The following is a 26,263-nucleotide window of genomic DNA, read 5'->3' as shown; positions in this document are numbered from 1 at the left end:
AACAGATGATGAGTAATTTCCGTTTTCTTTTATTCGTATGGGCGCTGATGCCGGGCGTTTCGTTCGGGCAGCATGCGGTGGCCACTTACCGGATGCCTATCGACGACCGGGGAATCCTTATTTCGCCGAGCGAGCCCGGCGAGCGGTATTACGAATCGGACGGTCGGGGTATGCGCGAACCCAATATCTACAAGGTCGGGGACACCTATTACCTGTTTTACGATGGGGCCGCTACGCACGAGGGACATCAGCCGGGCGATACGGATGCGGAGAATCACCTGTGGCGTACCCACCTGGCCAAAAGCAAGGATCTGAAAAACTGGGAACGGCTGGGGCCGAAACTCAAATGCGGCGTCGACGACGATCCGCAAGGCGCCGAAAAGGGCTACAAGGACTTTTGGAGCGCATCGAGCGCATGGCTCTATTACGACCGGGACACGAAGTATTGGTACGCCTACTACCTGGGGGCGGACGGAGCCGCCCCGATCGGGGACGACGTAGGGACGCCGGCCGTCTATTATTCGAGTTGTCTGGCGAAAGCCGAAACCAAAGGCCCGAAAGGAATCGAAGGCGAATGGAAACAAATCAACAGGGAACCGGGGAAAGAGAAATCGGTGCTTTTCTACAAAGGCACTAACGGCTCTTTCCCGCAGGGGATCACCGTTCCGGGCCCCGTGATCGTAAACCCGAAATGGCAGGGCAAAAAAGATACGGTCAACCTGAAATACATGATGTTCGCGACCTGCGGGGCGAATATCGCGATTGTCCGTTCGAACGACCTCGAAGCGGTGCAGGATTGGGATGGCGATCCGAATCCGCAAGGATGGCGGGTCGACAAGCCGATACTGGGACCCCTGATCGAGATCCCGGGCGGATTCGCCGGCGTGCCGGCGAGCTGGGAAAGGATTCCCAACGACCGTCAGAACAAGACGGCTCCGGAGAATGCGAATTACTATTTCGACCCCGTTTCGGGTTACCATTTCCTGTTCACCAACCAATTCAACCAGCAGTACAACGCGACCGATTGCAACGTCGTGTACTGGACGAAAGACGTCGATCACTGGGACGACCGCAACAGTGCCGTAGTCGTGGATGCAAAGTGCACCAAAGACGGATGGGCGACCGGAGCGATCGGTTTCCCTTCGGTGCTCAGGGTCGACGACGAAACCCTACTGCTGGTTTACGACGCCATCAAAGGAAATTCGATCGGGCATACGCCCCGGCACATCGGATACGGATATTGGAAAATACCGAAGTTCGACGAAACGGGCAAACCGGTTTCCGCAGTACTGAATAAATAGAAATACGAAGAATGATATGAAGACGACGAATGATCCGATATTCATAAAGGAAGCGATAAAAACCAGTTCCGACATGTGGTTTCTGGGCTGGTGCGAAGCCAACGGCGGCAATATCAGTCAGCGTCTGGAACCCGACAAGATGGCGGGCCTACCGCTCGCGGTCAAATCGGACTGGACCCCGGCGCGCGTTTCGCTGCCGAACCTGGCCGGCGAAAAATTCATGTTTTCGGGGACTACCCGTTTTTTGAGGAATATCAGCATCGCTCCCGAAAAAAACCTGGGCGTGATCGAAATGGATTCCAAGGGGGAGAACTACCGGGTACTGTGGGGATTCGAACCGGAAGGACGGCCCACCAGCGAACTGCCAGCCCACTTGAAATCGCACAGCGTAGCCAAAGAGGTCTCGGAGGGAGCGGATCACGTCGTGATCCATACTCACACGCCGAACCTGATCGCGCTCACTTACCTGCATGAGCTGACGACCCCGCTGCTCAGCAAACTGCTTTGGCAGTCGCATGTGGAGTGCGTCGTCGGATTTCCGCAGGGCATCGAATTCATCCCGTGGATGATGGCCGGCGGCGACGAAATCGCCGACGCTACGGCCGTAGCCTTCCGCAAACGGTCGATGGCCATGTGGCAGCATCACGGGGTATTCGCCCGGGGACGCAACCTGGACGCGGCGTTCGGCCTGATCCACATGGCCGACAAGGCGGCGGGTATCTACCTGAAGGCAATGGCCGCCGGCGGTATGCGCTGCGCGCCGTCTACGGATGTGGTGTGCCGGATCGCCGCCAATTTCCATGTAACTCCCGCCCCCGATTGCATCGATGCCGATACGTCGGCGTTAATGATACGCCGGGATTAAAACGATCACGAAAACGACGAGCCGACATGAAAGCGTTTTTTACCATATTGCTGCTGGGGTGCTTGAGCACGGGCCTTGCGGGGGGGAAAACGGTTCCTGTTATCGACAACGAACCGGTGGGCGAGGTTAACCGGCTGTGGGACCTCGCCCTGTTGAGTCGGGTTCCGCAAGCCGAGTGGCTGGACGATGCGCCCGGCGACGGGGTGCGTTCGTTGCTGTTGCGCAGCGTCGATTATCAGGGCAAACCGACCCGGGTTTTCGCTTATTACTCCGACCCCGATTTACTAGCGAACCGCCCGCACGGGAAAAAGAAGTATCCGGGCGTCGTACTGCTTCACGGAGGCGCCGGATGGGCTTTCCGGCAATGGGTCGAAAAATGGGCGGCCGAAGGGTATGCCGCCATTGCGATCGATCTGTGCGGCAACGGGCCGGAGATCCGGCCGCTGCCCGACGGAGGGCCGAATCTCGGCGACGACGAAGCCGTATTCATGCAGGCAGAAAACGGAGACATGAAACGTTCGTGGACTTATCACGCCGTCTCGTCCGCAATTCTGGCGCACTCGCTGCTACTTTCCATGAAACAGGTGGACGCGGACAAGACGTGCCTGACGGGCATCAGTTGGGGCGGTTACCTGACCTGTATCGTCGCCGCGCTCGATAACCGCTTCAAAGCCGCGGCGCCGGTGTACGGATGCGGATACATGGACGAACTGAAATTCTTCGACTACGGCATGAGCAAACTGTCGGCCGACGGAAAAGCACGGTGGATGCGCGATCTGGACCCGTCCGTGTATCTCCCGTACGTCGGCATCCCGATGCTGATGGTCAACGGAAACACCGATACCGCTTTCGATGTGCCCCAGTACCAGAAAAGCTGCCGCCTGATTCCGCAGCATTTCCGCGAAGTTTGCATCCGTCCCGGTATGCGGCACGGACATTACGAAGGGTGGGAACCGGCCGAAATCCGGTGTTTTTTCGAAAGCGCGGTCGGCGATGGATATCCGCCGATCCGGATAACGGACGTAAGCCTGGACGACAGTCTGCGGGTTTCGTTCCGCACAGGCATATTTCCCTATTCGGCCGAGTTTTACTATACGAACGATACGCTGTCGGACAACGCGCACCGGGTATGGCACACGGTCGGGGGGACGTTGAACCGCGAAAAGGGGACTTTCACGGCACCGCTGCCGCAGGAAGGGTTCCGGTTCGGATTCGTAACGCTGAAAGACGTCCGGTTGATGTCCGTTTCGACGGAGTTCATTAGCCCCGAATGATTTGAAATTTTAAAATACGACATATGAAATACATCATTGTCTTGGGCGACGGCATGGCCGACGAGCCGATCGAAGCCCTGGAAAACAAAACTCCGCTGCAAGCGGTTTCCAAACCGGCCATCGATTGGGTGGCGGCGCACGGTCGCAGCGGAATGCTCGCTACGGTTCCTGCCGGATTCGCTCCGGGCAGCGAAATCGCCAATTTGTCGGTACTCGGCTACGACGTTCCGAAAGTTTTCGAGGGACGCGGCTCGCTGGAAGCCGCCAGTATGGGAGTCAAGATCGAAGACGGGGAGATGGCGATGCGCTGCAACCTGATTACGATCGAGGACGGAAAAATCAAAAACCATTCGGCCGGACACATCTCGAATGCGGAAGCCGCCGAACTGATCGCCTTCCTGCAAAAAGAACTCGGCGGCGAGGACGTCAACTTCTTTCCGGGAGTTTCATATCGGCACCTGCTGAAAATCAAGGGAGGAAGCAAACGCATCGTTACGACGCCTCCGCACGACGTGCCGGGCACTCCTTACAAAGACGTTTTGGTCAGGGCCGCCGACACCGACGGAGAGCCGACCGCTCGGCAGTTGAACGAACTGATCGAACGTTCGATGACATTGCTGGAAAACCATCCGGTCAACCTGGCCCGCAAAGCGGCCGGAAAAGATCCGGCGAACAGCATCTGGCCATGGTCGCCGGGCTATCGCCCGCAGATGCAGACGCTGATGCAGCGTTACGGAATCGGCAGCGGCGTAGTGATTTCGGCGGTAGACCTGATTAAAGGAATCGGCGTCTATGCCGGCCTCGAATCGATCGATGTCGAAGGCGCTACGGGGCTTTACAATACGAATTACGAGGGGAAAGCGCAAGCTGCCATCGAAGCGCTCCGCACGCACGATTTCGTATTTTTGCACATCGAAGCCAGCGACGAAGCGGGGCACGAGGGCGATGTCGCGCTGAAGATGAAAACGATCGAATACCTCGACCGGCGCATCGTCAAACCGATCCTCGACGCCGTTTCGACCTGGGACGAGCCGGTTTCGATCGCCATCCTGCCGGATCACCCGACTCCGTGCGCGCTCCGCACCCACACGTCGAAACCGATCCCGTTCACGATCTACCGGACGAACGAACCGGGCGACGAGGTGCAGGCGTTCGACGAATTCGCAGCTCGGAAAGGCAGCTATGGCGACCTTTCGGGCGATCAGTTCATGGAACGATTCATTTTAAGAAAATAGTACGAAAAGCGGCCAGCGGGCCGTCGGTAAAAGCAAAAAAACGATGAAATATTACAGCACGAACCATACGGCGCCGGAAGTTGCGCTCGGCGAAGCGGTCGTCCGCGGCCTGGCTCCCGACAAGGGACTCTACATGCCCGAACGAATTGAAAAACTGCCCCGTTCGTTTTACGATGGAATCGCATCCATGTCGTTCCACGAGATCGCCTGCCGTGTAGCGGAGGCGTTTTTCGGAGACGACATCGAGCATGAAACGCTGCGAAAGATCGTCTGCGATACGTTGAGTTTCGAAACGCCGGTCGTCCGGGTCGAACCTGGAATTTATTCGCTCGAACTGTTTCACGGGCCGACTCTGGCATTCAAAGACGTCGGAGCCCGTTTCATGGCCCGAATGCTGTCCCACTTTATCGGTCGCGACAACGGTCGGGTGAGCGTGCTGGTCGCCACGTCGGGCGATACCGGCAGCGCCGTGGCCAACGGTTTCCTCGGCGTGGAGGGCATCGACGTCGTGGTGCTCTACCCGAAAGGCAAGGTCAGCGAGATCCAGGAAAAACAGTTTACGACGCTCGGCCGGAACATTACGGCCCTTGAGATCGACGGCACGTTCGACGACTGCCAACGGCTGGTCAAAAGCGCTTTCCTCGATCGGGAACTGAACGAACGTTTCCGGCTGACTTCGGCCAATTCGATCAACGTAGCCCGCTTCCTGCCGCAGGCATTCTACTACTTCAACGCTTACGCGCAGATGCGCAGGGCAGGGGAGAACGGGGAGATCGTAGTCAGCGTTCCGAGCGGTAATTTCGGCAACATCACGGCCGGCCTGTTCGCCAAACGGATGGGATTGCCGGTAAAACGTTTCATCGCGGCCAACAACAGCAACGACATTTTCCTGCAATACCTGATTACGGGCGTTTACACGCCGCGGCCGTCGGTCGCTACGCTGGCCAATGCGATGGACGTGGGCGATCCGAGTAATTTCGTGCGCGTGCTGGATCTGTACGGCCAGTCGATCGACGCGATCCGGGCCGACATCAGCGGCGCACGGTACAGCGACGACCGGATCCGTTCGATCCTGGCCGACACGCTGAAACGAACCGGATACCTGCTCGACCCGCACGGAGCCTGCGGTTATCAGGCATTGAAAGAGGGACTGCAAGCGGGCGAAACGGGCGTCTTCCTCGAAACGGCGCATCCGGCCAAATTCAAAGATACGGTAGAGCCGATCATCGGGCAGCCTGTTGCCGTTCCGCAGCGGCTGGCCGAATTCATGAAAGGGCAGAAACTATCGGTAAGACTTCCGTCCGACTTCGATACGTTCAAACGATTTTTATCGGACAGGCAATAACGAAACATACTTCGAAAACGGGCGGCCCCTTTTGTAAAGTGCCGCCCGTTTTGCGGGAAAACTTCCCGATTCGGCCATATAAAAGCAGAGACGACCCCAAAGGGGATCGTCTCTGTTCGTAATAAGGAAGCGCGCTTAGGCTTCCATCTTGCCGTGGCAGTGTTTGTATTTCTTCCCGCTGCCGCAGGGGCACGGATCGTTTCGTCCCACCTTCTTCTCGACATGCACGGGAGCAGGCTTGCTTTTCTCCCTGGAACCGGCGGCTGCGGCCGCCTCGTTCCGCGAGGTCTGCAACTGAGACAGATCCGTTTTGGGCTGCGGCATTTGCTGCTTGGTCACGTCCGGATTTTCCTTGACGGGAACGAAAGCTTTGAACAACGTCGAAAGAATTTCGCGATTCCCTTTTTCCAGCATCTTGCTGAACAAGTTGTAAGACTCGAACTTGTAGATCAACAACGGGTCTTTCTGCTCGTACGAAGCATTCCGGACGCTCTGGCGCAGATCGTCCATTTCGCGTAGGTGCTCTTTCCAGTCTTCGTCGATGATGACCAGCATGATCACCTTGCTGAAATGCTTGAATACCTCCTTGCCTTCGCTGTCATAAGCTTTTTTAAGGTCTACCGGCACATTGAACACACGACGTCCGTCGGACACCGGAACGTAGATATTCTCGTACTGAGCGGCGTTCTTTTCGTACACGTTTTTGATAACCGGATAGGTAGTCGCCGCAATGCTCGCCATGCGACGGGCATAGGCGTCCTGGAAATCCTTAACGACCATACCGGCCAACACCTCGCGCTTTTTCTTGGCCTCTTCGAACTCGTTCTCGTTGAACGAAGGCTGCACGGCCACCTGGCGGATCATCTCGAACTTGAAGTCCTCGTATTCGCCGTCGCCGTACGTCTCGACGAAACTTTCGGCGAAATCGACCATGATGTTGTTCAGATCGACCTCGATCCGCTCGCCGTAAACGGCATGGCGGCGGCGGGTATAAATCACTTCGCGCTGGGCGTTCATCACATCGTCGTATTCGAGCAGGTGCTTACGGATACCGAAGTTGTTCTCCTCTACCTTACGTTGCGCGCGTTCGATCGCCCGCGACATCATACCGGCTTGGATCACTTCGCCTTCCTTCAATCCCATTCTGTCCATCAGTCCGGCGATCCGTTCCGAACCGAACAGCCGCATCAGGTTATCTTCCAGCGATACGAAGAACAGCGACGAACCGGGGTCTCCCTGACGTCCGGCACGTCCGCGCAACTGACGGTCGACCCGGCGTGACTCGTGCCGTTCGGTACCGATGATTGCCAGACCGCCGGCGGCCTTCACTTCGTCGGTCAGCTTGATGTCGGTACCGCGACCGGCCATGTTGGTGGCGATGGTCACCTGTCCTTTGCGTCCGGCTTCGGCCACAACCTGCGCCTCAAGCTGGTGCTGCTTGGCATTTAGAACATTGTGCTTGATCCCGCGCAGTTTCAGCATACGGCTCAGCAACTCGGAAATCTCGACCGAAGTAGTGCCTACCAGCACCGGACGTCCGGCCTCGACCAATTTGGCTATCTCTTCGATAACGGCGGCATATTTCTCCCGCTTGGTTTTATAGATTACGTCGTCCTTGTCGTCGCGGATCACCGGACGGTTGGTCGGAATGACGATGACATCCAGCTTGTAGATATTCCAGAGTTCGCTGGCTTCGGTTTCGGCCGTACCGGTCATACCGGCCAACTTGTGGTACATACGGAAATAATTCTGCAACGTAACGGTCGCGAACGTCTGCGTGGCAGCTTCGACCTTCACGCGCTCTTTCGCTTCGATAGCTTGGTGCAGCCCGTCCGAATAACGGCGGCCTTCCATGATACGCCCCGTCTGTTCGTCGACGATCTTCACCTTGTTGTCGATCACCACGTATTCGACATCCTTTTCGAACATGCTGTAAGCCTTCAACAACTGACTGACCGTATGAAGACGTTCCGAACGGATCGCATAGTCGTTCAGCACCTCGTCCTTTTTCGCCGCCTTTTCTTCGGGGCTCATATCGCTTTTCTCGATGTCGGCGACGATGGAACCCATATCGGGCAGCACGAAGAATTTCTCCTCGTTGACGCTTTTCGACAGCACTTCCTGCCCCTTATCCTGCAGCTCGACCGAATTGAGTTTTTCGTCGATCACGAAAAACAAGTCGTCGACGATTTCCGGCATACGCCGGTTATTATCCTGCATGTAAATATTTTCAGTCTTCTGCATCAGCGCCTTGATACCGTGTTCGCTGAGGTATTTGATCAGCGGCTTGTACTTCGGCAGCGCTTTATGGGCCCGGTAAAGCAGAATACCCCCTTCTTCGGTTTTACCCTCCGCAATCAGCTTCTTCGCATCGGCGACGAGCTGAGTCACCTGATTCCGTTGCAGATTGAACAGGTTCTCGACCGCCCCGCGGTATTGCTCGAACATCTGGTCGTCTCCTTTGGGAACCGGCCCAGAAATGATCAGCGGCGTCCGCGCATCGTCGATCAACACCGAGTCGACCTCATCGACGATCGCATAGTGGTGCTTGCGCTGCACCAGGTCGTCCGGCGAGAACGCCATGTTGTCGCGCAGGTAGTCGAAACCGAACTCGTTGTTCGTCCCGAACGTAATATCGGACATATAAGCCTTGCGGCGCGCTTTCGAATTGGGCTGATGTCGGTCGATGCAATCCACCGACAATCCGTGGAACTGATACAGCGGCCCCATCCATTCGGAGTCGCGGCGCGCCAGGTAATCGTTGACGGTCACCACGTGCACGCCCTTCCCGGCCAGCGCGTTCAAGAACACGGGCAGCGTCGCCACCAGCGTCTTACCTTCGCCGGTCGCCATTTCGGCGATATTTCCTTTATGCAGCACGACGCCGCCGAAAAGCTGGCAATCGTAATGCACCATATCCCACACGATCTTGTTCCCTCCGGCTACCCACGAATTGCTGTAAACGGCCTTGTCGCCGTCGATCCGGATGAAATCCTTGCCGGCGGCGGCCAGCTCCCGGTCGAAATCGGTCGCCGTCACGACGATCTCCTCGTTCTCTTTGAACCGGCGGGCGGTCTCCTTCATAATGGAGAAAGCCTCCGGCATGATTTCGTCGAGTTTCTCCTCGATCTTGCGGTCGATCTCTTCGGTCAGCGTATCGATCTGTTTCGAGATGCGCTCCTTGTCGTCCAAAGAGGTGTCCAGGTTCTCAAGCTGCACTTTCAGTTCGGCGATCTGCTGTTCCTCTGCGCTGATATATTCGGCGATGGCGGCTTTCAGGCCGGCGCTTCTCGCTCGCAATTCATCGACGGTAAGTTGTTCGATGGACGGATATATCGCTTTGATCTTGTCTACATAGGGTTGAATCGCCTTGCGGTCTTTCTCGCTCTTCGTTCCGAAAAACAATTTAATTAATCCGGTTACTACACTCATATTCCTTTCTTATTGATTAAGACGTTGAAAAATAACGCGTAAATTTAATGTTTTTTATTGAGAACACAGCACGATTCTCCCGATATTACAGTACGCGCAACGTTTTTTCTCGCAATATTCCCGGGTCAGTTCGAGCAACCCCTGCGAGAAAAAAGCGTTGTCGGCGGCGATGCCGTGCGTTTTCCACTCCCTGACGATCCGGATATGGTTTTCTGCGCGGATCTCCTCCAGAATCCCGATCGCCCTCTCTTTCAGCTCTTCGTTTCCGGTGATTTTGCCGTATGCGAAAATCATCGGGACGACCAGATTGATGCCGAGGTTATCCAGCATCATATCGCCGAACCGTTTCACACTGCGTCCCGAAGGCTGCCCGAAACAGTAATGAGTCGTCCAGTATTCCGAAGCGGAGGCCGAAAAGACCTGCCGGATGTCGCGCTGCGTTTTGCAATTGACCAAACGGGAGAAAAAAAACTCGCCGGAAACCAGCAGCGCGGCCAGTTCGGCAATACGCAACACCGGTTTCTGATCGGGACGTCCCGAGCGGAGGTTCCATGCGTTGCGGTGCATCGGAACGATCCCGAAACGCCGGCTCAGATGTTTGAATTCGTATCGCAGTTTATCGGAATAGTCGTCCGAAGGCTCCGCCTCCAGCAATCCGGCCGCACCCAACAACAGGGCTTCGGCCGACGCGACGGACTCCCGCACCCGACAGATTTGCGTAAAAGATACCGTTCGCGCCAGTCGCTCATAGGATTCGCGGTTGGACCCGGCCCCGACCGCCCTGAACAGCGAAACGTAAAACGCTTCGTTCCAGTTGTTATCCGCCTGCCGGTAACGTTGCAGAAACTCGTCGTATTTACGCTCGAGACGCTCGCAGGTCAATTCCGTAAGCAGGTTGTACCGCTTTACCTCCGGCATTCCGGCCAACAAGGCGCCGCACCTGTATGAACCGCTTTCGCCAAGCAACCGTTCGTAGCGTTCGGCCAATTCCCGCGGGAAAACGATCGCCGCGTTGGGAATCACCGAACCGTCGGCGCGACAGATAACTGCGTCGTCGTGAACGACCAGGTTCAACACGCAGTGATCGTAACCGGGATCTTCGTGATGGGCATGCTTATACCAGTCCGAAGCGTATTCATGGATCGCTGCGGGACCACGATAAACCGTTCCGTCCAATTCGAACCGAACGTCCAGCAACTCCATCCCTTCGCCGGGATTGGCCCTGCCGTGCCCGATGACGCCGAACGCAGGCCCCCCGACGCCGGTGTAGAGCTGCCTGCACCAGACCAATCGGATCAGTTCTTCGATTTTGCCTGCGGACGATGCCATAACGCCGGTTTACATTAAGCCCAGATCGAGCAGGGTTTCTTCCGACATCATGCTGCGATCCCAAGGCGGATCGAACGTCAGAATGACGTTGACGGAAGTGATTCCTTCCACTTTGGCGACATTTTCATTGACCTCTTCGAGCAACTGATCCGCCATCGGACAGTTCGGAGCCGTCAGCGTCATTCGGATATTAGCCGTTCCGTCCGGCTCGACGTCGATTTCATAAACCAGCCCCAAGTCGTAAATGTTGACCGGGATTTCCGGATCGTAAATATTTTTCAGCGTCAGAACGATATCCTGTTCCATCCGCATGATATCCTGAGGTGTCGTCATAACGGTTGACTTACATTTTGCTTTTGTACGCCAGCGCGTACAGTTTCATCTGCTTTATCATCGCCAGCAACCCGTTCGCCCGGGTAGGAGACAGGTTCTCGCGCAACCCGATCCGGTCGATGAAATAAAGATCCGCGTCGATGATCTCATCCGGCGTCCGGCCGTTCATCACCCGGATCAGCAGCGCGATGATCCCTTTGGTAATAATCGCGTCGCTGTCGGCGGTGAAATAGATCCGTCCGTCGTCCTTCAACTCGGCGTCGACCCACACCCTGGATTGACATCCTTTTATCAGATACTGTTCGATCCGGTGCTTCTCGTCGATCGCCGGCAGCTCCCGACTCAGTTCGATCAGGTACTCGTATTTGTCGAGCCACTCGTCGAATACGGAAAACTCTTCGACGATCTCGTCCTGCATTTCGTTAATCGTCATCTCTTCAAACTATTTAACAACTTCTTCGAGCACTTTTCCCGTTACGGCGTCCGGAAGCGGAATTTGCATGATGCGTGCCAGGGTAGGCGCGACGTCGGACAACTCCACATCCCGTTCCACAGCCGCCGCCGGAACGCCGCTACCCAGAAACAGCAACGGAATGTGCGTATCGTATTCATAAAGCGATCCGGACAACGATACGGCGTGCTCGCGCTGTTCGATCCAGCCCGGCATCAAGTTGATCACAACGTCGCCCGACCGCTTCGGGTAGAAACTGTTCTGAATTTTTTCGCCGTATCCTCTCCCGAACGCGCCGCTCTGCAGATCGGTCGAGGTCAGCGCGCCGGATACGCCCCGGAACTGCAGGGCGAACGCTGCCGCGCGCGCCTGGACTTCCGCCAGATTGAATCCGTACTTATAGATCATTTCTCGATTCAGGTACAACTGCCTGCTGCTGTATCCGAGAATCCAGTTGCCCGGTTCGTACTGAGCGCTGAGGAAACCGTTCATGATCAGCTTGAACTGATCGACATTGAACTGTCCCCCGGGGATCCGGCTCTGCTCCCGGTAAGTATTGCTGCTCCCGTGGTCGGAAGTGAGCACCAGCACGACCTCTCCCGGCTTGAACTGCGCCTGTACGAAGCCCGTCAGTTCGCCGATTTCCCGGTCGAGCTTGTAATACATATCCTCCACTTCGATGGACTGCGGTCCGAAATACTCGCATATCAACCGGGGCGAATCGTAGCAAACGGTCAGCAGATCGGTATGGTCGTCCTTGCCCAGTTCTTCCAGGATGATCGCTTCGCGCGCGAAATCGGTCACCAACATGTTGCCGAACGGCGTATAGAGCAGCGAGGCCAGATCGTACTTTTCGGGTTCTTTTTTAAATATCTTCAAGATGCTGCGGAAGAAATTCTTGAAACCGGACGGCCGGGCGCTGAAATTGAGCACGGTCGTATCGGTATTCTTATATGCGGCGAACGATTTGTCGGGCACCCACTCCCGGTCGAGCAGGCTCGACGCGAAACGTTTTTCGTTGTATTTCTTGACCCAGAAAGGCAGGTTCTCGAAATAATAGCTGCTCGACACCCATTGCCCCTTTCCCGGATCGAGCCAGAAAGCGCTCCCGGTCGAACCGCCGCTGATTACGGCCGAATAAGGATCTTCGGCAACGGCCACGACTTTCGATTTCGGATCGCTTTCATGCAGGCGGTCTCCCAACGTGGCGGCAGTCAGGTTCAACGGAGAAAAGCGGTTTTCGCCCTCTTCGCAATCCAATCCCTTCACTTTGTCGTCCGCAATCAGGTTAATGCTGTCGTTGGTCGTATAGTTGTACCAACTTTCCGACGCGACTCCGTGCCCGGCCGGATTGGTGCCCGTCGAAAGCGTGGCGAGTCCGGCGACCGTATTGGTCTGCATGTAATTGCAACGGGCATTGGTGAAGTTGACCCCGCTGTCGAGGTAGGTGCGGAAGCCGTTTTCCGAGAAATTATCGCGGAAACGTTCCAGGTATTCGTACCGCATCTGGCTGATAACGATATTGATCACTAATTTGGGTTTTCCGACGCTCTGGGCGGCGGCACCGGTATGAACCAACAGGATCAGGCAGGCGGGAATAAAAAATCGGTTTAATTTCATCTCCGGAAAATCGTTTAGACTCACAAAAGTATAAAAAGTTTCCGAATCGGATACGCTGTCTTACGCACGAATGCGGCGTTTATTCGAAGCCGGACGCTTCGGAAGCATCAACACTCTGTTTTTCAATCGATTTAATCCTTCTTTTTATTTTGCGGATCATATATGCGCGGCGCAGGTGAAATGCGATAAAAATCCACAACGGAATCAGCAGCAGCGCGAAAAAAATCATTGAATAGATGCTGAATACGTATACCATCAGTTGTACGAGCGCCATGCTCAGGCTCAGCGAAACCGCCGACAGGATAGCGCCCGTCTTGTAACCGGTCTTGAACGGCAACCGGCACTGCCGGCAACGGAAAATTCCTTCGATCCCGATCGCCCAGAACCAGGGTATGCGCACCCTGGCGCCGCACTGCGGACATGTCAGGCTGCGTTTCATGATTCGAAAAAGTTTAATTCGCGGGAAAAATCGAGATCCGGATACGCCTGCTGCAATGCGCGGACTTCCGCGGCTTTCTGATGCCGGAAGGCTCGATAGGCCGGGCTTTCCGGGTTCAAGGGACGGTGTGCGAGCGCTCGATTCAGCGCATCGATCTTCCGGAACACCCCCGTGCAGGAAGGATCGAGCGCCGCGCAGCAGAACTGTTCCCAGATATAATCGACCGCTACTTCCGAAGGGTGGGCCATGTCCTTTTCATAAAAACGATAATCCCTCAGGTCGTCCGTCATGATTTCGAAAGCCGGAAAATAACAACACTGCGGATAACGTTCGATCAACCGGTGAATGGCCACGATCAGCGTCGATTTGCTCAGCGCGTTCTCAGGCAGGCCGTCTCCCAGATGACGCACCGGGCTGACCGTCCAGATTACCGGCTTGTCTTTCAAAGGCCCTTCCAGCAACGGGACGAACCCCCCGACCACTTCGTCGACCGACAATCGCCGCCGTAAAAATTCGCCGGACGGTCGTTTGTGACAGTTGCAAACGATTTCTCCGGTCTCCCGGAGTTGGTAAACCCATGCCGTACCCAACGTCAGGATCAGATATCCCGCCTCGCGCAGCGCCCGGGCGCCGGACTGTACCGCCTGATTGATCGTTTTCAACGCTTCGTCCCGGTCGACCGAAGCCAGCGAACCGTGATGATCGAAACTGACCCACAGGTCGCCGCTTCGGGTCAGGTCGTTCGCTTCGTAAAGCTTCCCCGAATCGAGACGGGTCAGCGTCCGGGCCACGGAAGCCGGATTGAACAGGATTCCGAACGGATTGAAGACGACGGGCAACTTATAACGTTTCATCCGCATCCCGATATTTTCCGCAAAACAGGAGCCGAGCAACAATCCCCGCTGCGCATACCCGATTCGGAAACCGCACGGTGTTATATTTATAGGTGTACGAAACTGCATAGTACGACAATCGTGTTACAAAGATAGCAAAATTCCGTAGGAAAAACGGCGGACGAAATGCCCGTTTCCGGATACTTTTCCCTATTTTTACCCCAAAATGTCTGGATATGCTACTTTTTCCGAACTGTAAGATCAACATCGGCCTGCGCGTCGTTGCGAAACGGACCGACGGCTATCACGATATCGAAACCGTCATGTACCCGGTGCGAGGACTGTGCGACGCCCTCGAAATACTGCCGGATGCGACGGACGACATTTCGTTCACTTCGTCGGGACTGGAAACGGGCGTCGATCCCGAACGCAATATCTGCGTCCGGGCTTACCGGGCATTCCGCGAAGCCTGTCCGATCGGCGGCGTGCGAATGCACCTACACAAGACGATCCCGATGGGAGCGGGTCTCGGCGGAGGTTCGGCCGACGCCGCTCTTACGATCAAAGGGCTGGCCGAACTGTTCGGCGTTCCGCTGACGGCCGAACAGATGATCCGTTTGGCGGCGCAGGTGGGAAGCGACGTTCCGTTCTTTATCGACGGCCGGCCGACGCTCGTTACCGGCCGGGGAGAAATCCTCGCTCCCGTAGCGGGTTCGCCGATCGGACACAGGCTGGTCATCGTCAAACCGGACGAATCGGTCAGTACGGCCGAAGCCTACGCAGGCGTCGCGCCCGCACGGCCCGAAAGCCGGCTCGGCGATTTGTTCGGGCTGCCGCTCCGGCAATGGAAAGGACGCATCGTCAACGACTTCGAGACATCCGTTTTCCGCATTCATCCGACGATCGCGGCGATCAAAGAAGAACTCTATCGGGCGGGGGCTCTTTATGCTTCCATGTCCGGTTCGGGATCTGCCGTCTACGGAATTTTCGAAGAGCGGACGCCGGATCTACCGGCATTCGAAGGAATGTTTGTATATCAGGAAGATATGATCTGAGCGAATGCGAAAAGCGGGGATAAGTTTTCGATTTGGGAAAAAAATTCGTAAACTTGCCACGCCCAAACATACGAATTGGTTTATTTTGAAAGAGACTTTACAGTATTAACCTAATCAATTATTCTATGTCAGTAGAGGATGAAAAAGTTCTCGAACTCCAGCATCGGAAAGAGAAAATTTTTTATGGCGGCGGAGCCAAAGCCATAGAAAAGCAAAAGGCGATGGGAAAACTCACCGCGCGTGAGCGTATCATCGCATTGCTGGACGAGGGATCGTTCCATGAATACGACATTTTCGTGGAACACGACGGCCGGGATTTCGGTATGCAGGACAAATCGCTTCCGGGTGACGGCGTGATTATCGGCACCGGAATGATCTGCGGCCAACCGATCGCCATATTCGCACAAGACTTTACGGTTGCCGGCGGTTCGCTCGGCTTCATGCATGCACGTAAGATCACCAAAATCATGGACTATGCCCTGAACATGCGCATTCCGTTGATCGGAATCAACGACTCCGGCGGAGCGCGTATTCAGGAAGGGGTCAACGCGCTGGCCGGCTATGGGGAGATTTTCTTCCGCAATACGCTGTCCAGCGGCGTGATCCCGCAGATTTCGGTGATCCTGGGTCCCTGCGCCGGCGGCGCCGTTTATTCGCCCGCGCTGACCGACTTCGTATTCGTGGTCGAAAACATTTCGAAAATGTTTATCACCGGCCCCGAAGTAATCAAAACCGTACTCGGCGAAGAGATCTCGATGGAGGAACTCGGCGGCGCACGCGTACACAGCGAAATGACTGGCAACGCTCATTTTTTCGCCACGAGCGAGGAAGAGTGCTTCGTCCAGATCCGCAAGCTGATCTCGATGATCCCGATGAACAACACGACCAAAGCCGAAAAGATCGCTCCGGCGGCTCCGCTGCCGCAGTACGACATCACGTCGATCGTTCCGAACGACCCGACCGTACCGTACGACGTGCGCGACGTAATCAAGGCGTTGGTCGACGAGAGCGAATTCCTCGAAGTGATGGAACTATTCGCAGCCAACATCGTGGTCGGTTTCGGACGCGTCGCCGGCGAAACGGTCGGTTTCATCGCAAACCAGCCGCTGGTGATGGCCGGCGTGCTCGACTGCGACTCTTCGGACAAGGCCGCCCGCTTTATCCGTTTCTGCGACTGCTTCAATATTCCGATCGTAACGCTCGAAGACCTGCCGGGCTACCTGCCGGGTGTGGACCAGGAGCATGCCGGCGTAATCCGCCACGGCGCCAAGATGCTGTACGCGTACAGCGAGGCGACCGTTCCGTCGATCACCGTCGTGCTACGTAAAGCCTACGGCGGCGGTTATATCGCCATGGGGTCGCGCCACCTGCGCGCCGACTTCGTATTCGCATGGCCGCTGGCCGAAATCGCCGTGATGGGTCCCGAAGGCGCCGCCAACATCATCTTCAAGAAAGACATCGTCGGCGCCGAAAATCCGGCCGAAATGCGTAAACTGAAAATTCAGGAATATAAGGAGAAATTCGCCAATCCGTACGTTGCGGCGGCAAAGGGCTACATCGACTCGGTGATCGCCCCGGCCGAAACCCGCATGTTCATCGAACACGCGTTGAAGGTATCGGCTCATAAGAACCGTTCGCAGCCCAACAAAAAGCACGGCAATCCTCCGTTCTAAACCCCGGTAAGTATGGAAAAAAATCATTACGATACGTTGGAAACCATGCACGGAACGTTCCAGACGACGCTTACCAAAAAGCATCTGGCACGTAAGCCGTGGGAGCCGGAGAACCCGAAGCACATCAAATCCTCCATCCCGGGAACGGTCGTGAAGGTATGCGTAGCCGAGGGACAGGCAGTGAAAGTCGGCGATCTGCTGATCGTTTTCAAAGCAATGAAAATGAACAACAACATCAAAGCCACTTTCGCCGGCAAAGTGAAAAAGATCGACGTGAAGGAAGGAGACAATATTCCGAATCACGCGCTGATGATCGAAATGGAATAGGATTTCGAAATCTGCTTTTCAGGGAGGCAACGAACGGTTGCCTCCCTGTTTTTATTGGCTGGACAACGGCAGGCGATCGCATGAAACGCCCCTTCGCAAGAATTACGGTTCCGTCATCGCTCTTTACAAAAAAAGCAGGGAATCCCCTGCTTTTTTGTATTTTATACGGAAAACCCGCTTATTTGCCCTGCTGAGCCAGATCGGCCGGATCGCGCATCACCATATTTTTGTCGACGCGAATCGTCACGTTGTTGTCGACTTCGACCAACACATATACGTCTTTCACCTCCTTGACCGTACCGTAGATTCCGCCGGCGGTGATGATTTTTTGTCCTTTTTCGAGTGCGTTACGGAATTTCACCAGCTCTTTCTGCCGTTTCTGCTGCGGACGTATCATGAAAAAATACATCACCGCAAAAATCAGCACCATCATAATCAGCAGAGACGCGCCCGATCCTCCGGCAGCCGGAGCCTGGAGCATAATTGTTGTCAAATTCATAATAATCAATATTAAAAGTTTTCTGCAAAGTTAACGGATTCTCGGAATTTCGCAACCTTATTCCGGAACAAATTCAGCTTTATTTATCCGGAAAATCATTCGACTTCCCCGATGACGACCAGCGTAAAAGGCTGTTTGGACAGCGTGGTACGCAGGGTGATGTGTTTGAGCTGGTATCCGGAGAAGCCTTTGCTGTCGAATTCGAAAACGAATCCCGCCTCCGCGCCGGGCTGCACCGGTTCCCGTTCGAAATCAACCGTCGTGCATCCGCAGTTGGTCGCCGCCGACAGAATGATCATCGGACGATCGCTCCCGTTACGCAGCGACAAATCCCTGCGGATAACTTCTCCGGCGTGAATCCGCCCCAAATCGACCGTATCCGTTCTTACGGAATCGGTCAACGCGATCACAGTCGCACCGGCTTTGTCCGGGACGACCTTCTTGCCGCCCGTTCCGCAGGAACAGGCGAAGCATAACAAACCCATGATCAAAAACTGTTTTTCCACGACGATCGGTTTCCGCATGAGAACGGAAGCAATATGAGTGCCATTCTTACGGCTATTTGTCCAGCAATCCGCGTCCCGTCTTTTGGATGCGCTTTTCGGCCGTAAGCGCTTCGACCACCTTGTCCAGCACGCCGTTGATGAACGTACTGCTGCCCGGCGTACTGTAATATTTGGCTATTTCGATGAATTCGTCCAGGGTAACCTTTACGGGAATCGACGGGAAAGCGATCAGCTCGGACATCGCGGCCACCATGATCACGTTGTCCATGAATGCGATCCGCTCCACTTCCCAATTGCTGGTATAACGGCCGATGTATTCGGCGTATTCCCTGAAGTGCACCAGCGCATGTCGGAAAAGCTCCCGGACGTACTCCCTGTCGTCGTCGCTCTTATACTGGGGTAGCAACGGCAGTTCCTGCCGGCCCTCCCGCATGTCCGACAACGTGCGCAGCACCATGATCGTCGCAAAATCGACATCGTCCGTCCAGAAAATAGATTGCTCCTCGATCACCTCTTCCAGCGCCTCGCACTCGCAAACGATCCGGGTATAAAACTTTTCGACCAGAGCGGCGTCTCCTTTGAAAGACCCCGTCGAACCGTTCATGTACTGTCGGTAGAAATCGCTGTCGATCAACAGTATATAGAGCTTCTTGATCAGTTCGGGATACTGCACCCATCCCAGCTTTTTACGTTGCAGGTAATCGGTCAGCTCTTCGCTGTCCCGGATCGCCGCGATCACGCGGTTATCGACGAATCGGGTATTCGGATTCAATTCTTCGGGGGTAGGCAGTTTTTTGCGGCGCCCGAGTTCGATCCGGTTTTCGGCGTAATTCGCCACGTCTACGACGAGCCACAGCAACTGATGGTAAAGCTCGTAGGTCTTATCGATGCTGAACAGCAGATTTTTTTCCGAAACGATCAGGGAGTCCGACTCCGACTTAAAATGCGAATAAAGAGCTTTGACAATCTTAATCCTTAATAATCTTCTGCTTAACATCTTCCTTAGAGCTATTGGGGATCGCAAATCTACGGATTTTTTCGGGAACCGGAAAGAAACACTCCGAAATTTTTATCTTTGTGGAAAATTTTACGGAATTGAGGAATTTCGACCTTATCATAGCGGGCGGAGGGGCCGCCGGGATCATGGCTGCGGGGATAGCCGCACAGGCCGGATTCAGCGTCCTGGTCTGCGAAAAGATGGAAAAGCCGCAGCGGAAAGTCCGGATCACCGGCAAAGGCCGCTGCAACCTGACCAACATGCGGCGGCCGGAGGAATTCCTGCAAAAAGTCCGCAGCTCTTCCGACTTTTTCGCCCCTGCGCTGGCACGGTTCGGCAACCGGGAAACGGTCTCTTTTTTCGAACGGATCGGCGTTCCGCTGACCATCGAACGCGGAGAACGAGTTTTCCCCGCCAGCGGACGCGCCTGGGACATTGCCGACGCCCATGTGCGGTGGAGCAGGGAACAGGGAGCGCAGATCGTATGCCATACCCGGGTGACCGAAGTGCACACCGCGGGAGGCCGGGTTTCGGGAGTTACGCTAAGCACGGCCCGAAACGACTCGGAACGGGTGACGGCCTCCTGCGTATTGCTCGCCACGGGAGGCGCTTCTTATCCGGCTACCGGCTCCACGGGCGACGGCTACCTGCTGGCGCACCGGCTCGGCCACGCCATCGTCGAAATCCGGCCGTCGCTGACTCCGCTCGAAACGTCGCTCCCGTTTGCGGAGAGTCTGAAAGGTTTGCGCCTGAAAAACATATCCGCCCGCCTGGCAATCGACGACCGCTACGTTCAACAGGAATTCGGCGAACTCGAATTCACCCCTTTCGTCAGCGGCCCTGTGACCCTGCGGATGAGCCGTCAGGCCGTGGACGCGCTAATCGACGGACAGCGAGTCGCCGTCGACCTCGATCTGAAACCGGCGCTGAACCCGACCCAGTTGAGAGAACGGATCGCCCGGGAAACCGAAACACTCGGCCCGCAGGCGCTGCTGAGCAGTCTGTTGCGCAAATTGCTTCCCGCACAATTGATCCGTCCGTTCGCAGCCAGTCTGCAAATACCCGAACGGCTGCCGCTAAATGCCGTAAAAGCTCCGGAACTCGATAAAATCGTCGGACAACTGAAACTTTTCCGGCTGCCGATCAGCGACTATCGCCCGTTCGAGGAGGCCATTGTCACCGCCGGCGGCGTCTCGACCGCAGAGGTCGATCCGCAAACGATGCAATCGCGTCTGGTAAAAGGGCTCTATTTCGCGGGCGAATTACTCGACATCGACGCCGATACGGGCGGATACAACCTGCAGATCGCCTATTCGACCGGACATCTGGCCGGACAGATGCTCGGAAATAAATAAAGGCTATGAACGGTATTAAAAAGATAAAACAACGCCTTTTCAGAGGCTACTTCCGGGTCAGGGCGCACATCCATGTCCGCCATTGGCGAGGACACGGCATCCATTCGCCGTTCATGTACGGCATTGTCCGGAACGTATTTATGAAAGACCGGATTACCGGTTGCGATACGACGCTTTACGACGCGCTGCGCAGCAAGCGGGTAGGGCACCGGCACGCGGTGAAAATCCAGAACCTTTACACGCATTGCCGGCTGGACAGTTTTACGCTGATCCCGAACGTAGGCCCTCCGAAACCGGCATCCGGGCGCAACCTTTGCATACTGCTTCCGGACGTGACGTTGGAAACCATCGCGGCGACGGCGCACCGGGTCTCGGAAGACAAAGGTTGCATGATCATCCTGTCTCCGCACCGGAGCGCGCGCCACTGGCGCTTCGCGCAACAGATCTGGCAGCATTACCCGTGCGTCAGCGTAGACCGGCGCGTCATGACGATTTACTTTTTCAACCCCAAACTTCCGCCCCAACATTACCGCATATAACCTATTAAACATTCCGAACGATGAAAGTGTACACGAAAAAAGGAGACAAAGGAACCACTTCCCTGGTCGGAGGCCAACGGGTTCCCAAAAACCACCCCCGTCTCGAGGCATACGGCACCGTGGACGAACTGATGTCCTTTACCGCCTACCTGCGCGACAACCTGGACGACACGCCCCGCCTGTCGCCTTACCGGGACGATCTGCTGGCGGTGCTCGACCATCTGATGCGGGCTGCCTCTCACCTGGCGACCGAAGGCGAAGCGCCTAAATACCTGCCGGAATTCGGCCCCGAAAAAGCGCTGTTTCTCGAAAACCGGATCGACGCCATGCAGTCTACGCTGCCGGCGATCGCGAAATTCACGCTGCCCGGCGGACACCCGGCCGTATCGCTGTGCCACATTTGCCGCACGATTTGCCGCCGAACGGAACGGATCGTCCTGACCCTGTCTGAACAATACACTGTGAACGAATACATTAGACAGTATATCAATCGTTTATCGGACTACTTTTACGTCCTCGGCCGCAGGCTCACCGAAGATTTTAACGTAAAAGAAATACTCTGGGTGTACGATAAATGAATTTTTTTTTAATTTTGCAAACTAAAATCCGAATATATAACCAAAAACTCATACGATCATGTACTGGACATTAGAATTGGCGTCGAAACTGGAAGATGCTCCGTGGCCTGCCACTAAAGACGAATTGATCGATTACGCTACGCGTTCGGGTGCCCCGCTGGAAGTCATCGAAAATCTCGAAGAGATCGAGGACGAAGGCGAGATCTACGAAAGCATCGAAGATATCTGGCCCGATTACCCGAGCAAAGACGACTTTTTCTTCAACGAAGAGGAATATTAAACCGAACGATTCGAAATAAACGATACGGACGACCGCGCGGTCGTCCGTATCGTTTATTTTTATATCCGCAAGCCGATCACTCCTGTAGACAACCTTCCTGCTTTTCCTCCGTCTCTTCGGAATCCTTGATGCAAAACATCACGCCGGCCCGGTTGTAAGTAATTATCTGGATCGCATCGTCGCGGCGCAGAATCCCGCGGACGCTCGAAATGCATTTATTCAGGTAATTGTTTCCGTTCGTATTTCCCGGCCACAGCAGATCTTCCAACGCCGGTCTTTCGTGAATCACGTTCATGTGATGGCAGAAGTGGTAAATCAACTCGTATTCTTTCTGGTCAGCTTGTGAACGGCGCCGTCGATGGTAATCTCGTGACTGATCGTATTGAGCGTCGTGCGCGGTGTGATATCGAGAATCCGTTTCAACTTCGGACGCTGGTTCCGCAGTTTCGAAATCAGACGGGCTTTCAATTCCTCCACCGCAACGCTCTTGCGGATGTAATCGTCTGCGCCGACGCTCAATCCCTTGATCGCATCTTTCGGATCGGACAGAACGGTCAGGAACAAAATCGGCACTCCGGGGTCTTCCTTCCGGATTTCCTTGGCGACCTCGTATCCGTCCAGTCCGGGCATTCGTATGTCGAGCAAAATGATGTCGGGATGCAACCGTCTGTATTTGGCCAGCGCATCGAAACCGTCGTGAGCATAGATCACTTCATACCCGTCCTTTTGCAAACTGGCGATAATCGGTTCCGCCAACCATTGGTCGTCTTCCGCATACAATAACGAATAACTGGCAATTTGAGAATCCATAATCCTTATCTATTTTTGGGTATCGATAGCGTAAAGGTACTACCTTTTTTGTAAATACTGCTGACCGTGATCTTACCTTTGTGGGCTTTGGCGATCATCTTAATGTAGCTCAGGCCGATACCGAATCCGGTGCACCGTACCGTCTTGCCTTTCGGGATGCGGAACTCGCGCCGGAAGATCCGTTTGAGGTATTTCTTCGGAATGCCGACGCCGTGATCGGTCACCGAAACGCACAAGTAATCGCCGGCCGTGAAGCACCGCACGAATATGTCGGGAGCTCCCGACGAATACTTGATCGCATTGTCCACCAGATTGACGATCGCGTTCAGAAAACACAGTTTGTCGGCAGTGATCAACTCCTGCGTCGTCTCGTACTCCAACTTGATTTTGCCGGTCGGTTCCAGCATCAGTTCGTACTGCATCATCACGTTGTCGAGCAACTGCCGGACGCTGAACTCTTCGGGATGTATGTCGATTCTCGCTTTCTTGATCGTCAACAACTTATCGAGCATTAGATTGGCCAGCGTGATTTTGAATTCGCCGACCTTCACGAGCCTGCTCCGCCGCTGGGCATCGGGCAGCGAATCCAGCACCCGCTGTAAGAACGCAATCGGATTCCTCATCTCGTGCGACATGTTCTTGAGTTGTTCGGACACCCGTTTCTGATAAAATATCGTATAGATCAAGAAGTACAGGATCAGAATGAGAATTACGACGATCTCGATGGACGACACCAGAAAACGCTGCATATGGCGGAACATCGCCGAATACGAATTGTCGAAACGGACGACCAACGCGGCCTTGCCGTCGATCCCCAACGGCAGCGAATCGGTCACGAGCCCGTAATTCTTGCTGACCTCCCGACTGACAGTCGCCCCGATAGGCTTCTGCGTCGCACAGTCTATCTTTTCGATAACATACGGCAGTTTGATATCGTACTTTGCCAAATGTTTTGCATAGGCAGAATCCAATCGAGAAAGGTTCATTCCGCTGAAATGGTATCTGGCTAAATTCCATCGCTGAAAACGAAAAAACTCATCTCTCGAATCATACTTTTTTCTGATTTTAGGAAACCCTTCTCGAATCACAACAATTTCCAAACCCTCAATATCATAAGAAATCGTAGAATGAGGAAGGGTTTTGCCTCTGTCAAAATACCGTTTTTGCCATTCAAGACTGCTTGTTACAAGTTCATCTGCCATTACAACATCCAACACGGAGAGTGCTGTAATTCGAATACGATTTTGTTCAATCAAATATAACTTTTGAATCCAAACATATTGCAGGTACAGTAATCCCACAACGGCAATAATAGCCACGACTAAACTTATTCCTAATCTTATTTTCATATATTTAAGTTATTAGATAGTATCTGTGGAGACAAATGTAATAATATAAATTCTGAACGGCATAAAAAAGGAACAAAAAAGGAATAAAAAAGATCAGAGTCTTAGGCACTTTTGTAGTGCAATTTTAATAAAAAATGAAAAAAACTTGGTATTTAGCTATCGTTAGTTTGTTCTTAGTAGTATCCGTCGTATCCTATTTCGTTTTTTCGTCGGATGAGAGCACGGAAACAGTTAATCTGCTCCATAAAAATATAGAGGCTTTGGCCGATTCGGAGAGCGGTGGTTCCGGAGAATGTGAAAATGTGTCTGGTTATTGCATAATACATGGGACAGGAAGTGAACCGGATTCAGCTACAGAAGGCATGCGAAACAAATGATCACCCTGCGCACCCTCGTCTGCGCCGGTCTGTGCGCATCCTTATTTTCCGCCTGTCAAAACGATAAAAGGCTTCCGGGAAGCCCCGTCGAGTATTTCGGTTCCGTCATGCCGATTACAGGAACCGAAGTGCTCGATTTGGATAGCAGCGAGGCTTTCCTGCCGAAAGCCATCGCCGTACGGGATTCGGTGGTTTTCGTACAGTGCCAGGGGTCGAAGGACGTCGTTATTTCGGTCGATCTGAGAGACAACACTCGGAAAGTGCTGCTGCGGAAAGGCAATGGGCCGGGCGAAGTACTGCAAATGTCGGCTTTCTCTCCATCCGGAGACGGGAAAATTACGGCCGTCGAAAGCAACAAGCGTTATGTGATCGAAATCTCGTCAAACGGAGATTCCGTCCAGCGTTTTTTCCCTGCTCCGAAAGAATACGGTCCCTATATTTCAGCCGTCGGGGGCGACCGGTGCGTTATCTTCACGGGATGTGTCGACGGCGGAATGTACCTGTATTATAATACGGCCGACAGCAGCGTCCGGTTTTTCGGCGAATACCCGGTGCGGGAAGAGTACCGAAAACTGGACAACCACATCAAAAGCAGGATCTGTCTCAGCGGTCGGCTCGCCATCAGCCCCGACCACCGGCGCCTCGTCTACGTCAACTACAACGGCGGGCTGATCGACATCAGCGCGATCCGCAACGACTCGATCGTCAACGTATGCAGCCTCGATTTCCATTATGCGGACGTCGTGATCGAAGGCGAGGTAGTCAGCATACGCCGCACCAACAAAAACGGATTTTACGACGTATCGGCGGGGAACGACCGTTTCTGCGCCATCTATTCGGGTAAATCCATTGAGAAACACCGGGCCGGCGTCGACGACTGCGACTACCTGATGGTCTTCGACTGGAACGGCAATCCGGTCGCCTGCTACGAATCGGACAAACCGTTGACCAAAATCTATTATCAAGAAGACGAGAATGTCGTCTACGGCGTCAGCATCGCCGACGACGGCGCAAAACTCTACAAATTCCAACTGCTTTAACCCGGCTTATAACGTCCGCCGATAGTTTATCTGTTCGGGAACAGGGCCTGCATGTGCGATTCATGCAGGCTTTTTTTGTTTATACAGCACCCTCGTGTCGAAATACGCAATTTAATAGAAGCGCTTTGCAATATTCGGTAATATTAATTAACTTCACTATGAATATAAAAATAATTATGCGAAATATGAAAACAACTCTCCGATATTTCTTAATTTTATTATCGATTCTTTCGTCGATCCCGTTGCGGGCCGTCGATCCGACAGAGATTCCGTTTCGTATCGTCGATTTTCTCCAGGCGGAGCGTGCCCGCCATCAGGAGAAGTTGTGGCTTCATCTGGACAAACCCTACTACGGGGCCGGTGACAAAATTTGGTTCAAGGCATACCTCGTGGATGCGACCGAGCACAGGACGGACACCCT

Annotated in this window: 28 protein-coding genes; 15 read left to right on the top strand and 13 right to left on the bottom strand. The window is 54.4% G+C overall.

The window, feature by feature from the left end:
• The first annotated feature begins 5 nt into the window (after nucleotides 1-5).
• From PGR91_RS10785 to thrC, 5 genes are read left to right on the top strand one after another with little or no spacing between them, the layout of a single operon-like run.
• Complete coding sequence (locus PGR91_RS10785; RefSeq protein ID WP_118656866.1) at nucleotides 6-1,301, top strand: hypothetical protein; 1,296 nt, start codon at nucleotides 6-8, stop codon at nucleotides 1,299-1,301.
• Between the two features lie 16 nt (nucleotides 1,302-1,317).
• The gene (gene rhaD / locus PGR91_RS10780; protein WP_118656864.1) at nucleotides 1,318-2,166 is read left to right on the top strand and encodes a rhamnulose-1-phosphate aldolase; all 849 of its coding nucleotides are present in this window, start codon (nucleotides 1,318-1,320) and stop codon (nucleotides 2,164-2,166) included.
• A gap of 26 nt (nucleotides 2,167-2,192) precedes the next feature.
• Nucleotides 2,193-3,440, top strand: coding sequence for an alpha/beta hydrolase family protein (locus PGR91_RS10775; RefSeq protein WP_118656863.1), 1,248 nt, complete (start codon nucleotides 2,193-2,195; stop codon nucleotides 3,438-3,440).
• 23 nt (nucleotides 3,441-3,463) lie between these two features.
• On the top strand, nucleotides 3,464-4,675 hold the full coding sequence (locus PGR91_RS10770; RefSeq protein WP_101573200.1) for a cofactor-independent phosphoglycerate mutase: 1,212 nt from the start codon (nucleotides 3,464-3,466) through the stop codon (nucleotides 4,673-4,675).
• Between the two features lie 43 nt (nucleotides 4,676-4,718).
• Complete coding sequence (gene thrC / locus PGR91_RS10765; protein WP_118656861.1) at nucleotides 4,719-6,020, top strand: threonine synthase; 1,302 nt, start codon at nucleotides 4,719-4,721, stop codon at nucleotides 6,018-6,020.
• Nucleotides 6,021-6,155: 135 nt separating this feature from the next.
• Here thrC and secA read toward each other — a convergent pair whose 3' ends face one another.
• The 7 genes from secA to PGR91_RS10730 form a co-directional block, all read right to left on the bottom strand.
• Nucleotides 6,156-9,452, bottom strand: coding sequence for a preprotein translocase subunit SecA (gene secA / locus PGR91_RS10760; RefSeq protein ID WP_055206305.1), 3,297 nt, complete (start codon nucleotides 9,450-9,452; stop codon nucleotides 6,156-6,158).
• 54 nt (nucleotides 9,453-9,506) lie between these two features.
• Nucleotides 9,507-10,781 (bottom strand): DUF2851 family protein, encoded by a 1,275-nt coding sequence (locus PGR91_RS10755; protein WP_118656859.1) that lies wholly within the window; start codon nucleotides 10,779-10,781, stop codon nucleotides 9,507-9,509.
• A 9-nt stretch (nucleotides 10,782-10,790) separates the two neighbouring features.
• Nucleotides 10,791-11,114, bottom strand: a complete 324-nt coding sequence (locus PGR91_RS10750) for an iron-sulfur cluster assembly protein (protein ID WP_055206301.1) — start codon at nucleotides 11,112-11,114, stop codon at nucleotides 10,791-10,793.
• A 10-nt stretch (nucleotides 11,115-11,124) separates the two neighbouring features.
• A complete protein-coding gene (locus PGR91_RS10745; RefSeq protein ID WP_055206299.1) occupies nucleotides 11,125-11,547 on the bottom strand; it encodes a SufE family protein in 423 nt (140 codons plus the stop codon).
• Nucleotides 11,548-11,556: 9 nt separating this feature from the next.
• Entirely contained in the window at nucleotides 11,557-13,185 is a 1,629-nt protein-coding gene (locus tag PGR91_RS10740) for an alkaline phosphatase family protein (protein ID WP_101573192.1), read from the bottom strand.
• 79 nt (nucleotides 13,186-13,264) lie between these two features.
• On the bottom strand, nucleotides 13,265-13,624 hold the full coding sequence (locus PGR91_RS10735; protein WP_055206295.1) for a hypothetical protein: 360 nt from the start codon (nucleotides 13,622-13,624) through the stop codon (nucleotides 13,265-13,267).
• On the bottom strand, nucleotides 13,621-14,586 hold the full coding sequence (locus PGR91_RS10730) for a GSCFA domain-containing protein (RefSeq protein ID WP_101573190.1): 966 nt from the start codon (nucleotides 14,584-14,586) through the stop codon (nucleotides 13,621-13,623). The genes PGR91_RS10735 and PGR91_RS10730 overlap by 4 nt, the downstream gene beginning before the upstream one ends.
• A 107-nt stretch (nucleotides 14,587-14,693) precedes the next feature.
• Here PGR91_RS10730 and ispE point away from each other — a divergent pair, with 107 nt between their 5' ends.
• The 3 genes from ispE (at nucleotide 14,694) to PGR91_RS10715 (ending at nucleotide 17,512) form a co-directional block, all read left to right on the top strand.
• Nucleotides 14,694-15,512 carry a 4-(cytidine 5'-diphospho)-2-C-methyl-D-erythritol kinase gene (gene ispE / locus PGR91_RS10725; RefSeq protein WP_101573188.1) on the top strand — a complete coding sequence of 273 codons (819 nt, stop codon included), beginning with the start codon at nucleotides 14,694-14,696 and terminating at the stop codon, nucleotides 15,510-15,512.
• Nucleotides 15,513-15,637: 125 nt separating this feature from the next.
• On the top strand, nucleotides 15,638-17,185 hold the full coding sequence (locus PGR91_RS10720) for an acyl-CoA carboxylase subunit beta (RefSeq protein WP_055206289.1): 1,548 nt from the start codon (nucleotides 15,638-15,640) through the stop codon (nucleotides 17,183-17,185).
• A gap of 12 nt (nucleotides 17,186-17,197) precedes the next feature.
• Entirely contained in the window at nucleotides 17,198-17,512 is a 315-nt protein-coding gene (locus PGR91_RS10715; RefSeq protein WP_055206287.1) for a biotin/lipoyl-containing protein, read from the top strand.
• Nucleotides 17,513-17,690: 178 nt separating this feature from the next.
• Here the strand turns inward: PGR91_RS10715 and yajC are convergent, their stop codons facing one another.
• From yajC to PGR91_RS10700, 3 genes are all read right to left on the bottom strand, one after another.
• On the bottom strand, nucleotides 17,691-18,011 hold the full coding sequence (gene yajC / locus PGR91_RS10710) for a preprotein translocase subunit YajC (RefSeq protein WP_055206285.1): 321 nt from the start codon (nucleotides 18,009-18,011) through the stop codon (nucleotides 17,691-17,693).
• A gap of 95 nt (nucleotides 18,012-18,106) precedes the next feature.
• Nucleotides 18,107-18,496 (bottom strand): DUF1573 domain-containing protein, encoded by a 390-nt coding sequence (locus PGR91_RS10705; RefSeq protein WP_182424252.1) that lies wholly within the window; start codon nucleotides 18,494-18,496, stop codon nucleotides 18,107-18,109.
• 73 nt (nucleotides 18,497-18,569) lie between these two features.
• Nucleotides 18,570-19,514 (bottom strand): transcription antitermination protein NusB, encoded by a 945-nt coding sequence (locus PGR91_RS10700; protein WP_118457288.1) that lies wholly within the window; start codon nucleotides 19,512-19,514, stop codon nucleotides 18,570-18,572.
• 80 nt (nucleotides 19,515-19,594) lie between these two features.
• On the opposite strand from PGR91_RS10700, the gene PGR91_RS10695 reads away from it, so the two are divergent.
• From PGR91_RS10695 to PGR91_RS10680, 4 genes are read left to right on the top strand one after another with little or no spacing between them, the layout of a single operon-like run.
• Nucleotides 19,595-20,869, top strand: a complete 1,275-nt coding sequence (locus PGR91_RS10695; RefSeq protein ID WP_118656926.1) for an NAD(P)/FAD-dependent oxidoreductase — start codon at nucleotides 19,595-19,597, stop codon at nucleotides 20,867-20,869.
• A 5-nt stretch (nucleotides 20,870-20,874) separates the two neighbouring features.
• Nucleotides 20,875-21,408: a histidine kinase gene (locus PGR91_RS10690; RefSeq protein WP_101573184.1), complete on the top strand. Its 534-nt coding sequence runs from the start codon at nucleotides 20,875-20,877 to the stop codon at nucleotides 21,406-21,408.
• A gap of 20 nt (nucleotides 21,409-21,428) precedes the next feature.
• Nucleotides 21,429-21,986 (top strand): cob(I)yrinic acid a,c-diamide adenosyltransferase, encoded by a 558-nt coding sequence (locus PGR91_RS10685; RefSeq protein ID WP_101573182.1) that lies wholly within the window; start codon nucleotides 21,429-21,431, stop codon nucleotides 21,984-21,986.
• Between the two features lie 58 nt (nucleotides 21,987-22,044).
• Nucleotides 22,045-22,266, top strand: a complete 222-nt coding sequence (locus PGR91_RS10680; RefSeq protein ID WP_055206276.1) for a DUF2795 domain-containing protein — start codon at nucleotides 22,045-22,047, stop codon at nucleotides 22,264-22,266.
• Nucleotides 22,267-22,342: 76 nt separating this feature from the next.
• Here the strand turns inward: PGR91_RS10680 and PGR91_RS10675 are convergent, their stop codons facing one another.
• Genes PGR91_RS10675 through PGR91_RS10665 form a run of 3 tightly spaced genes read right to left on the bottom strand, consistent with a single transcriptional unit; the run spans nucleotide 22,343 to nucleotide 24,023 of the window.
• Nucleotides 22,343-22,561: a hypothetical protein gene (locus PGR91_RS10675; protein WP_270399345.1), complete on the bottom strand. Its 219-nt coding sequence runs from the start codon at nucleotides 22,559-22,561 to the stop codon at nucleotides 22,343-22,345.
• Between the two features lie 20 nt (nucleotides 22,562-22,581).
• The gene (locus tag PGR91_RS10670) at nucleotides 22,582-23,076 is read right to left on the bottom strand and encodes a response regulator transcription factor (protein WP_270399343.1); all 495 of its coding nucleotides are present in this window, start codon (nucleotides 23,074-23,076) and stop codon (nucleotides 22,582-22,584) included.
• A gap of 5 nt (nucleotides 23,077-23,081) precedes the next feature.
• Entirely contained in the window at nucleotides 23,082-24,023 is a 942-nt protein-coding gene (locus PGR91_RS10665; protein ID WP_180951568.1) for a sensor histidine kinase, read from the bottom strand.
• A 536-nt stretch (nucleotides 24,024-24,559) separates the two neighbouring features.
• Here PGR91_RS10665 and PGR91_RS13610 point away from each other — a divergent pair.
• From PGR91_RS13610 to PGR91_RS10655, 3 genes are all read left to right on the top strand, one after another.
• Nucleotides 24,560-24,802 carry an NVEALA domain-containing protein gene (locus PGR91_RS13610; RefSeq protein ID WP_118656853.1) on the top strand — a complete coding sequence of 81 codons (243 nt, stop codon included), beginning with the start codon at nucleotides 24,560-24,562 and terminating at the stop codon, nucleotides 24,800-24,802.
• A 107-nt stretch (nucleotides 24,803-24,909) separates the two neighbouring features.
• Nucleotides 24,910-25,842, top strand: a complete 933-nt coding sequence (locus PGR91_RS10660; protein ID WP_182424251.1) for a BF3164 family lipoprotein — start codon at nucleotides 24,910-24,912, stop codon at nucleotides 25,840-25,842.
• 185 nt (nucleotides 25,843-26,027) lie between these two features.
• The coding region (locus PGR91_RS10655; RefSeq protein ID WP_147387407.1) for a hypothetical protein at nucleotides 26,028-26,263 on the top strand (236 nt) is incomplete at its 3' end.

Source organism: Candidatus Alistipes pullistercoris (assembly GCF_027665465.1).
Lineage (GTDB): Bacteria > Bacteroidota > Bacteroidia > Bacteroidales > Rikenellaceae > Alistipes_A > Alistipes_A hominis.
Note: the sequence above shows the minus strand (reverse complement) of the source record. Positions and strands in the feature narration are given on the sequence as shown.

What these genes read in the sequence shown, in the direction of transcription:
- PGR91_RS10770 (WP_101573200.1), top strand. Translation starts at nt 3,464, where the DNA reads ATGAAATACATCATTGTCTTGGGCGACGGCATGGCCGACGAGCCGATC.
- PGR91_RS10705 (WP_182424252.1), bottom strand. Translation starts at nt 18,496, where the DNA reads ATGGGTTTGTTATGCTTCGCCTGTTCCTGCGGAACGGGCGGCAAGAAG.
- PGR91_RS10700 (WP_118457288.1), bottom strand. Translation starts at nt 19,514, where the DNA reads ATGTTAAGCAGAAGATTATTAAGGATTAAGATTGTCAAAGCTCTTTAT.
- PGR91_RS10735 (WP_055206295.1), bottom strand. Translation starts at nt 13,624, where the DNA reads ATGAAACGCAGCCTGACATGTCCGCAGTGCGGCGCCAGGGTGCGCATA.
- PGR91_RS10755 (WP_118656859.1), bottom strand. Translation starts at nt 10,781, where the DNA reads ATGGCATCGTCCGCAGGCAAAATCGAAGAACTGATCCGATTGGTCTGG.
- PGR91_RS13610 (WP_118656853.1), top strand. Translation starts at nt 24,560, where the DNA reads ATGAAAAAAACTTGGTATTTAGCTATCGTTAGTTTGTTCTTAGTAGTA.
- PGR91_RS10785 (WP_118656866.1), top strand. Translation starts at nt 6, where the DNA reads ATGATGAGTAATTTCCGTTTTCTTTTATTCGTATGGGCGCTGATGCCG.
- PGR91_RS10680 (WP_055206276.1), top strand. Translation starts at nt 22,045, where the DNA reads ATGTACTGGACATTAGAATTGGCGTCGAAACTGGAAGATGCTCCGTGG.
- PGR91_RS10745 (WP_055206299.1), bottom strand. Translation starts at nt 11,547, where the DNA reads ATGACGATTAACGAAATGCAGGACGAGATCGTCGAAGAGTTTTCCGTA.
- PGR91_RS10675 (WP_270399345.1), bottom strand. Translation starts at nt 22,561, where the DNA reads ATGAACGTGATTCACGAAAGACCGGCGTTGGAAGATCTGCTGTGGCCG.
- PGR91_RS10730 (WP_101573190.1), bottom strand. Translation starts at nt 14,586, where the DNA reads ATGCAGTTTCGTACACCTATAAATATAACACCGTGCGGTTTCCGAATC.
- PGR91_RS10750 (WP_055206301.1), bottom strand. Translation starts at nt 11,114, where the DNA reads ATGACGACACCTCAGGATATCATGCGGATGGAACAGGATATCGTTCTG.
- PGR91_RS10670 (WP_270399343.1), bottom strand. Translation starts at nt 23,076, where the DNA reads ATGGATTCTCAAATTGCCAGTTATTCGTTATTGTATGCGGAAGACGAC.
- PGR91_RS10685 (WP_101573182.1), top strand. Translation starts at nt 21,429, where the DNA reads ATGAAAGTGTACACGAAAAAAGGAGACAAAGGAACCACTTCCCTGGTC.
- secA (WP_055206305.1), bottom strand. Translation starts at nt 9,452, where the DNA reads ATGAGTGTAGTAACCGGATTAATTAAATTGTTTTTCGGAACGAAGAGC.
- PGR91_RS10715 (WP_055206287.1), top strand. Translation starts at nt 17,198, where the DNA reads ATGGAAAAAAATCATTACGATACGTTGGAAACCATGCACGGAACGTTC.
- PGR91_RS10775 (WP_118656863.1), top strand. Translation starts at nt 2,193, where the DNA reads ATGAAAGCGTTTTTTACCATATTGCTGCTGGGGTGCTTGAGCACGGGC.
- PGR91_RS10690 (WP_101573184.1), top strand. Translation starts at nt 20,875, where the DNA reads ATGAACGGTATTAAAAAGATAAAACAACGCCTTTTCAGAGGCTACTTC.
- PGR91_RS10740 (WP_101573192.1), bottom strand. Translation starts at nt 13,185, where the DNA reads ATGAAATTAAACCGATTTTTTATTCCCGCCTGCCTGATCCTGTTGGTT.
- PGR91_RS10660 (WP_182424251.1), top strand. Translation starts at nt 24,910, where the DNA reads ATGCCGATTACAGGAACCGAAGTGCTCGATTTGGATAGCAGCGAGGCT.
- yajC (WP_055206285.1), bottom strand. Translation starts at nt 18,011, where the DNA reads ATGAATTTGACAACAATTATGCTCCAGGCTCCGGCTGCCGGAGGATCG.
- thrC (WP_118656861.1), top strand. Translation starts at nt 4,719, where the DNA reads ATGAAATATTACAGCACGAACCATACGGCGCCGGAAGTTGCGCTCGGC.
- PGR91_RS10720 (WP_055206289.1), top strand. Translation starts at nt 15,638, where the DNA reads ATGTCAGTAGAGGATGAAAAAGTTCTCGAACTCCAGCATCGGAAAGAG.
- ispE (WP_101573188.1), top strand. Translation starts at nt 14,694, where the DNA reads ATGCTACTTTTTCCGAACTGTAAGATCAACATCGGCCTGCGCGTCGTT.
- rhaD (WP_118656864.1), top strand. Translation starts at nt 1,318, where the DNA reads ATGAAGACGACGAATGATCCGATATTCATAAAGGAAGCGATAAAAACC.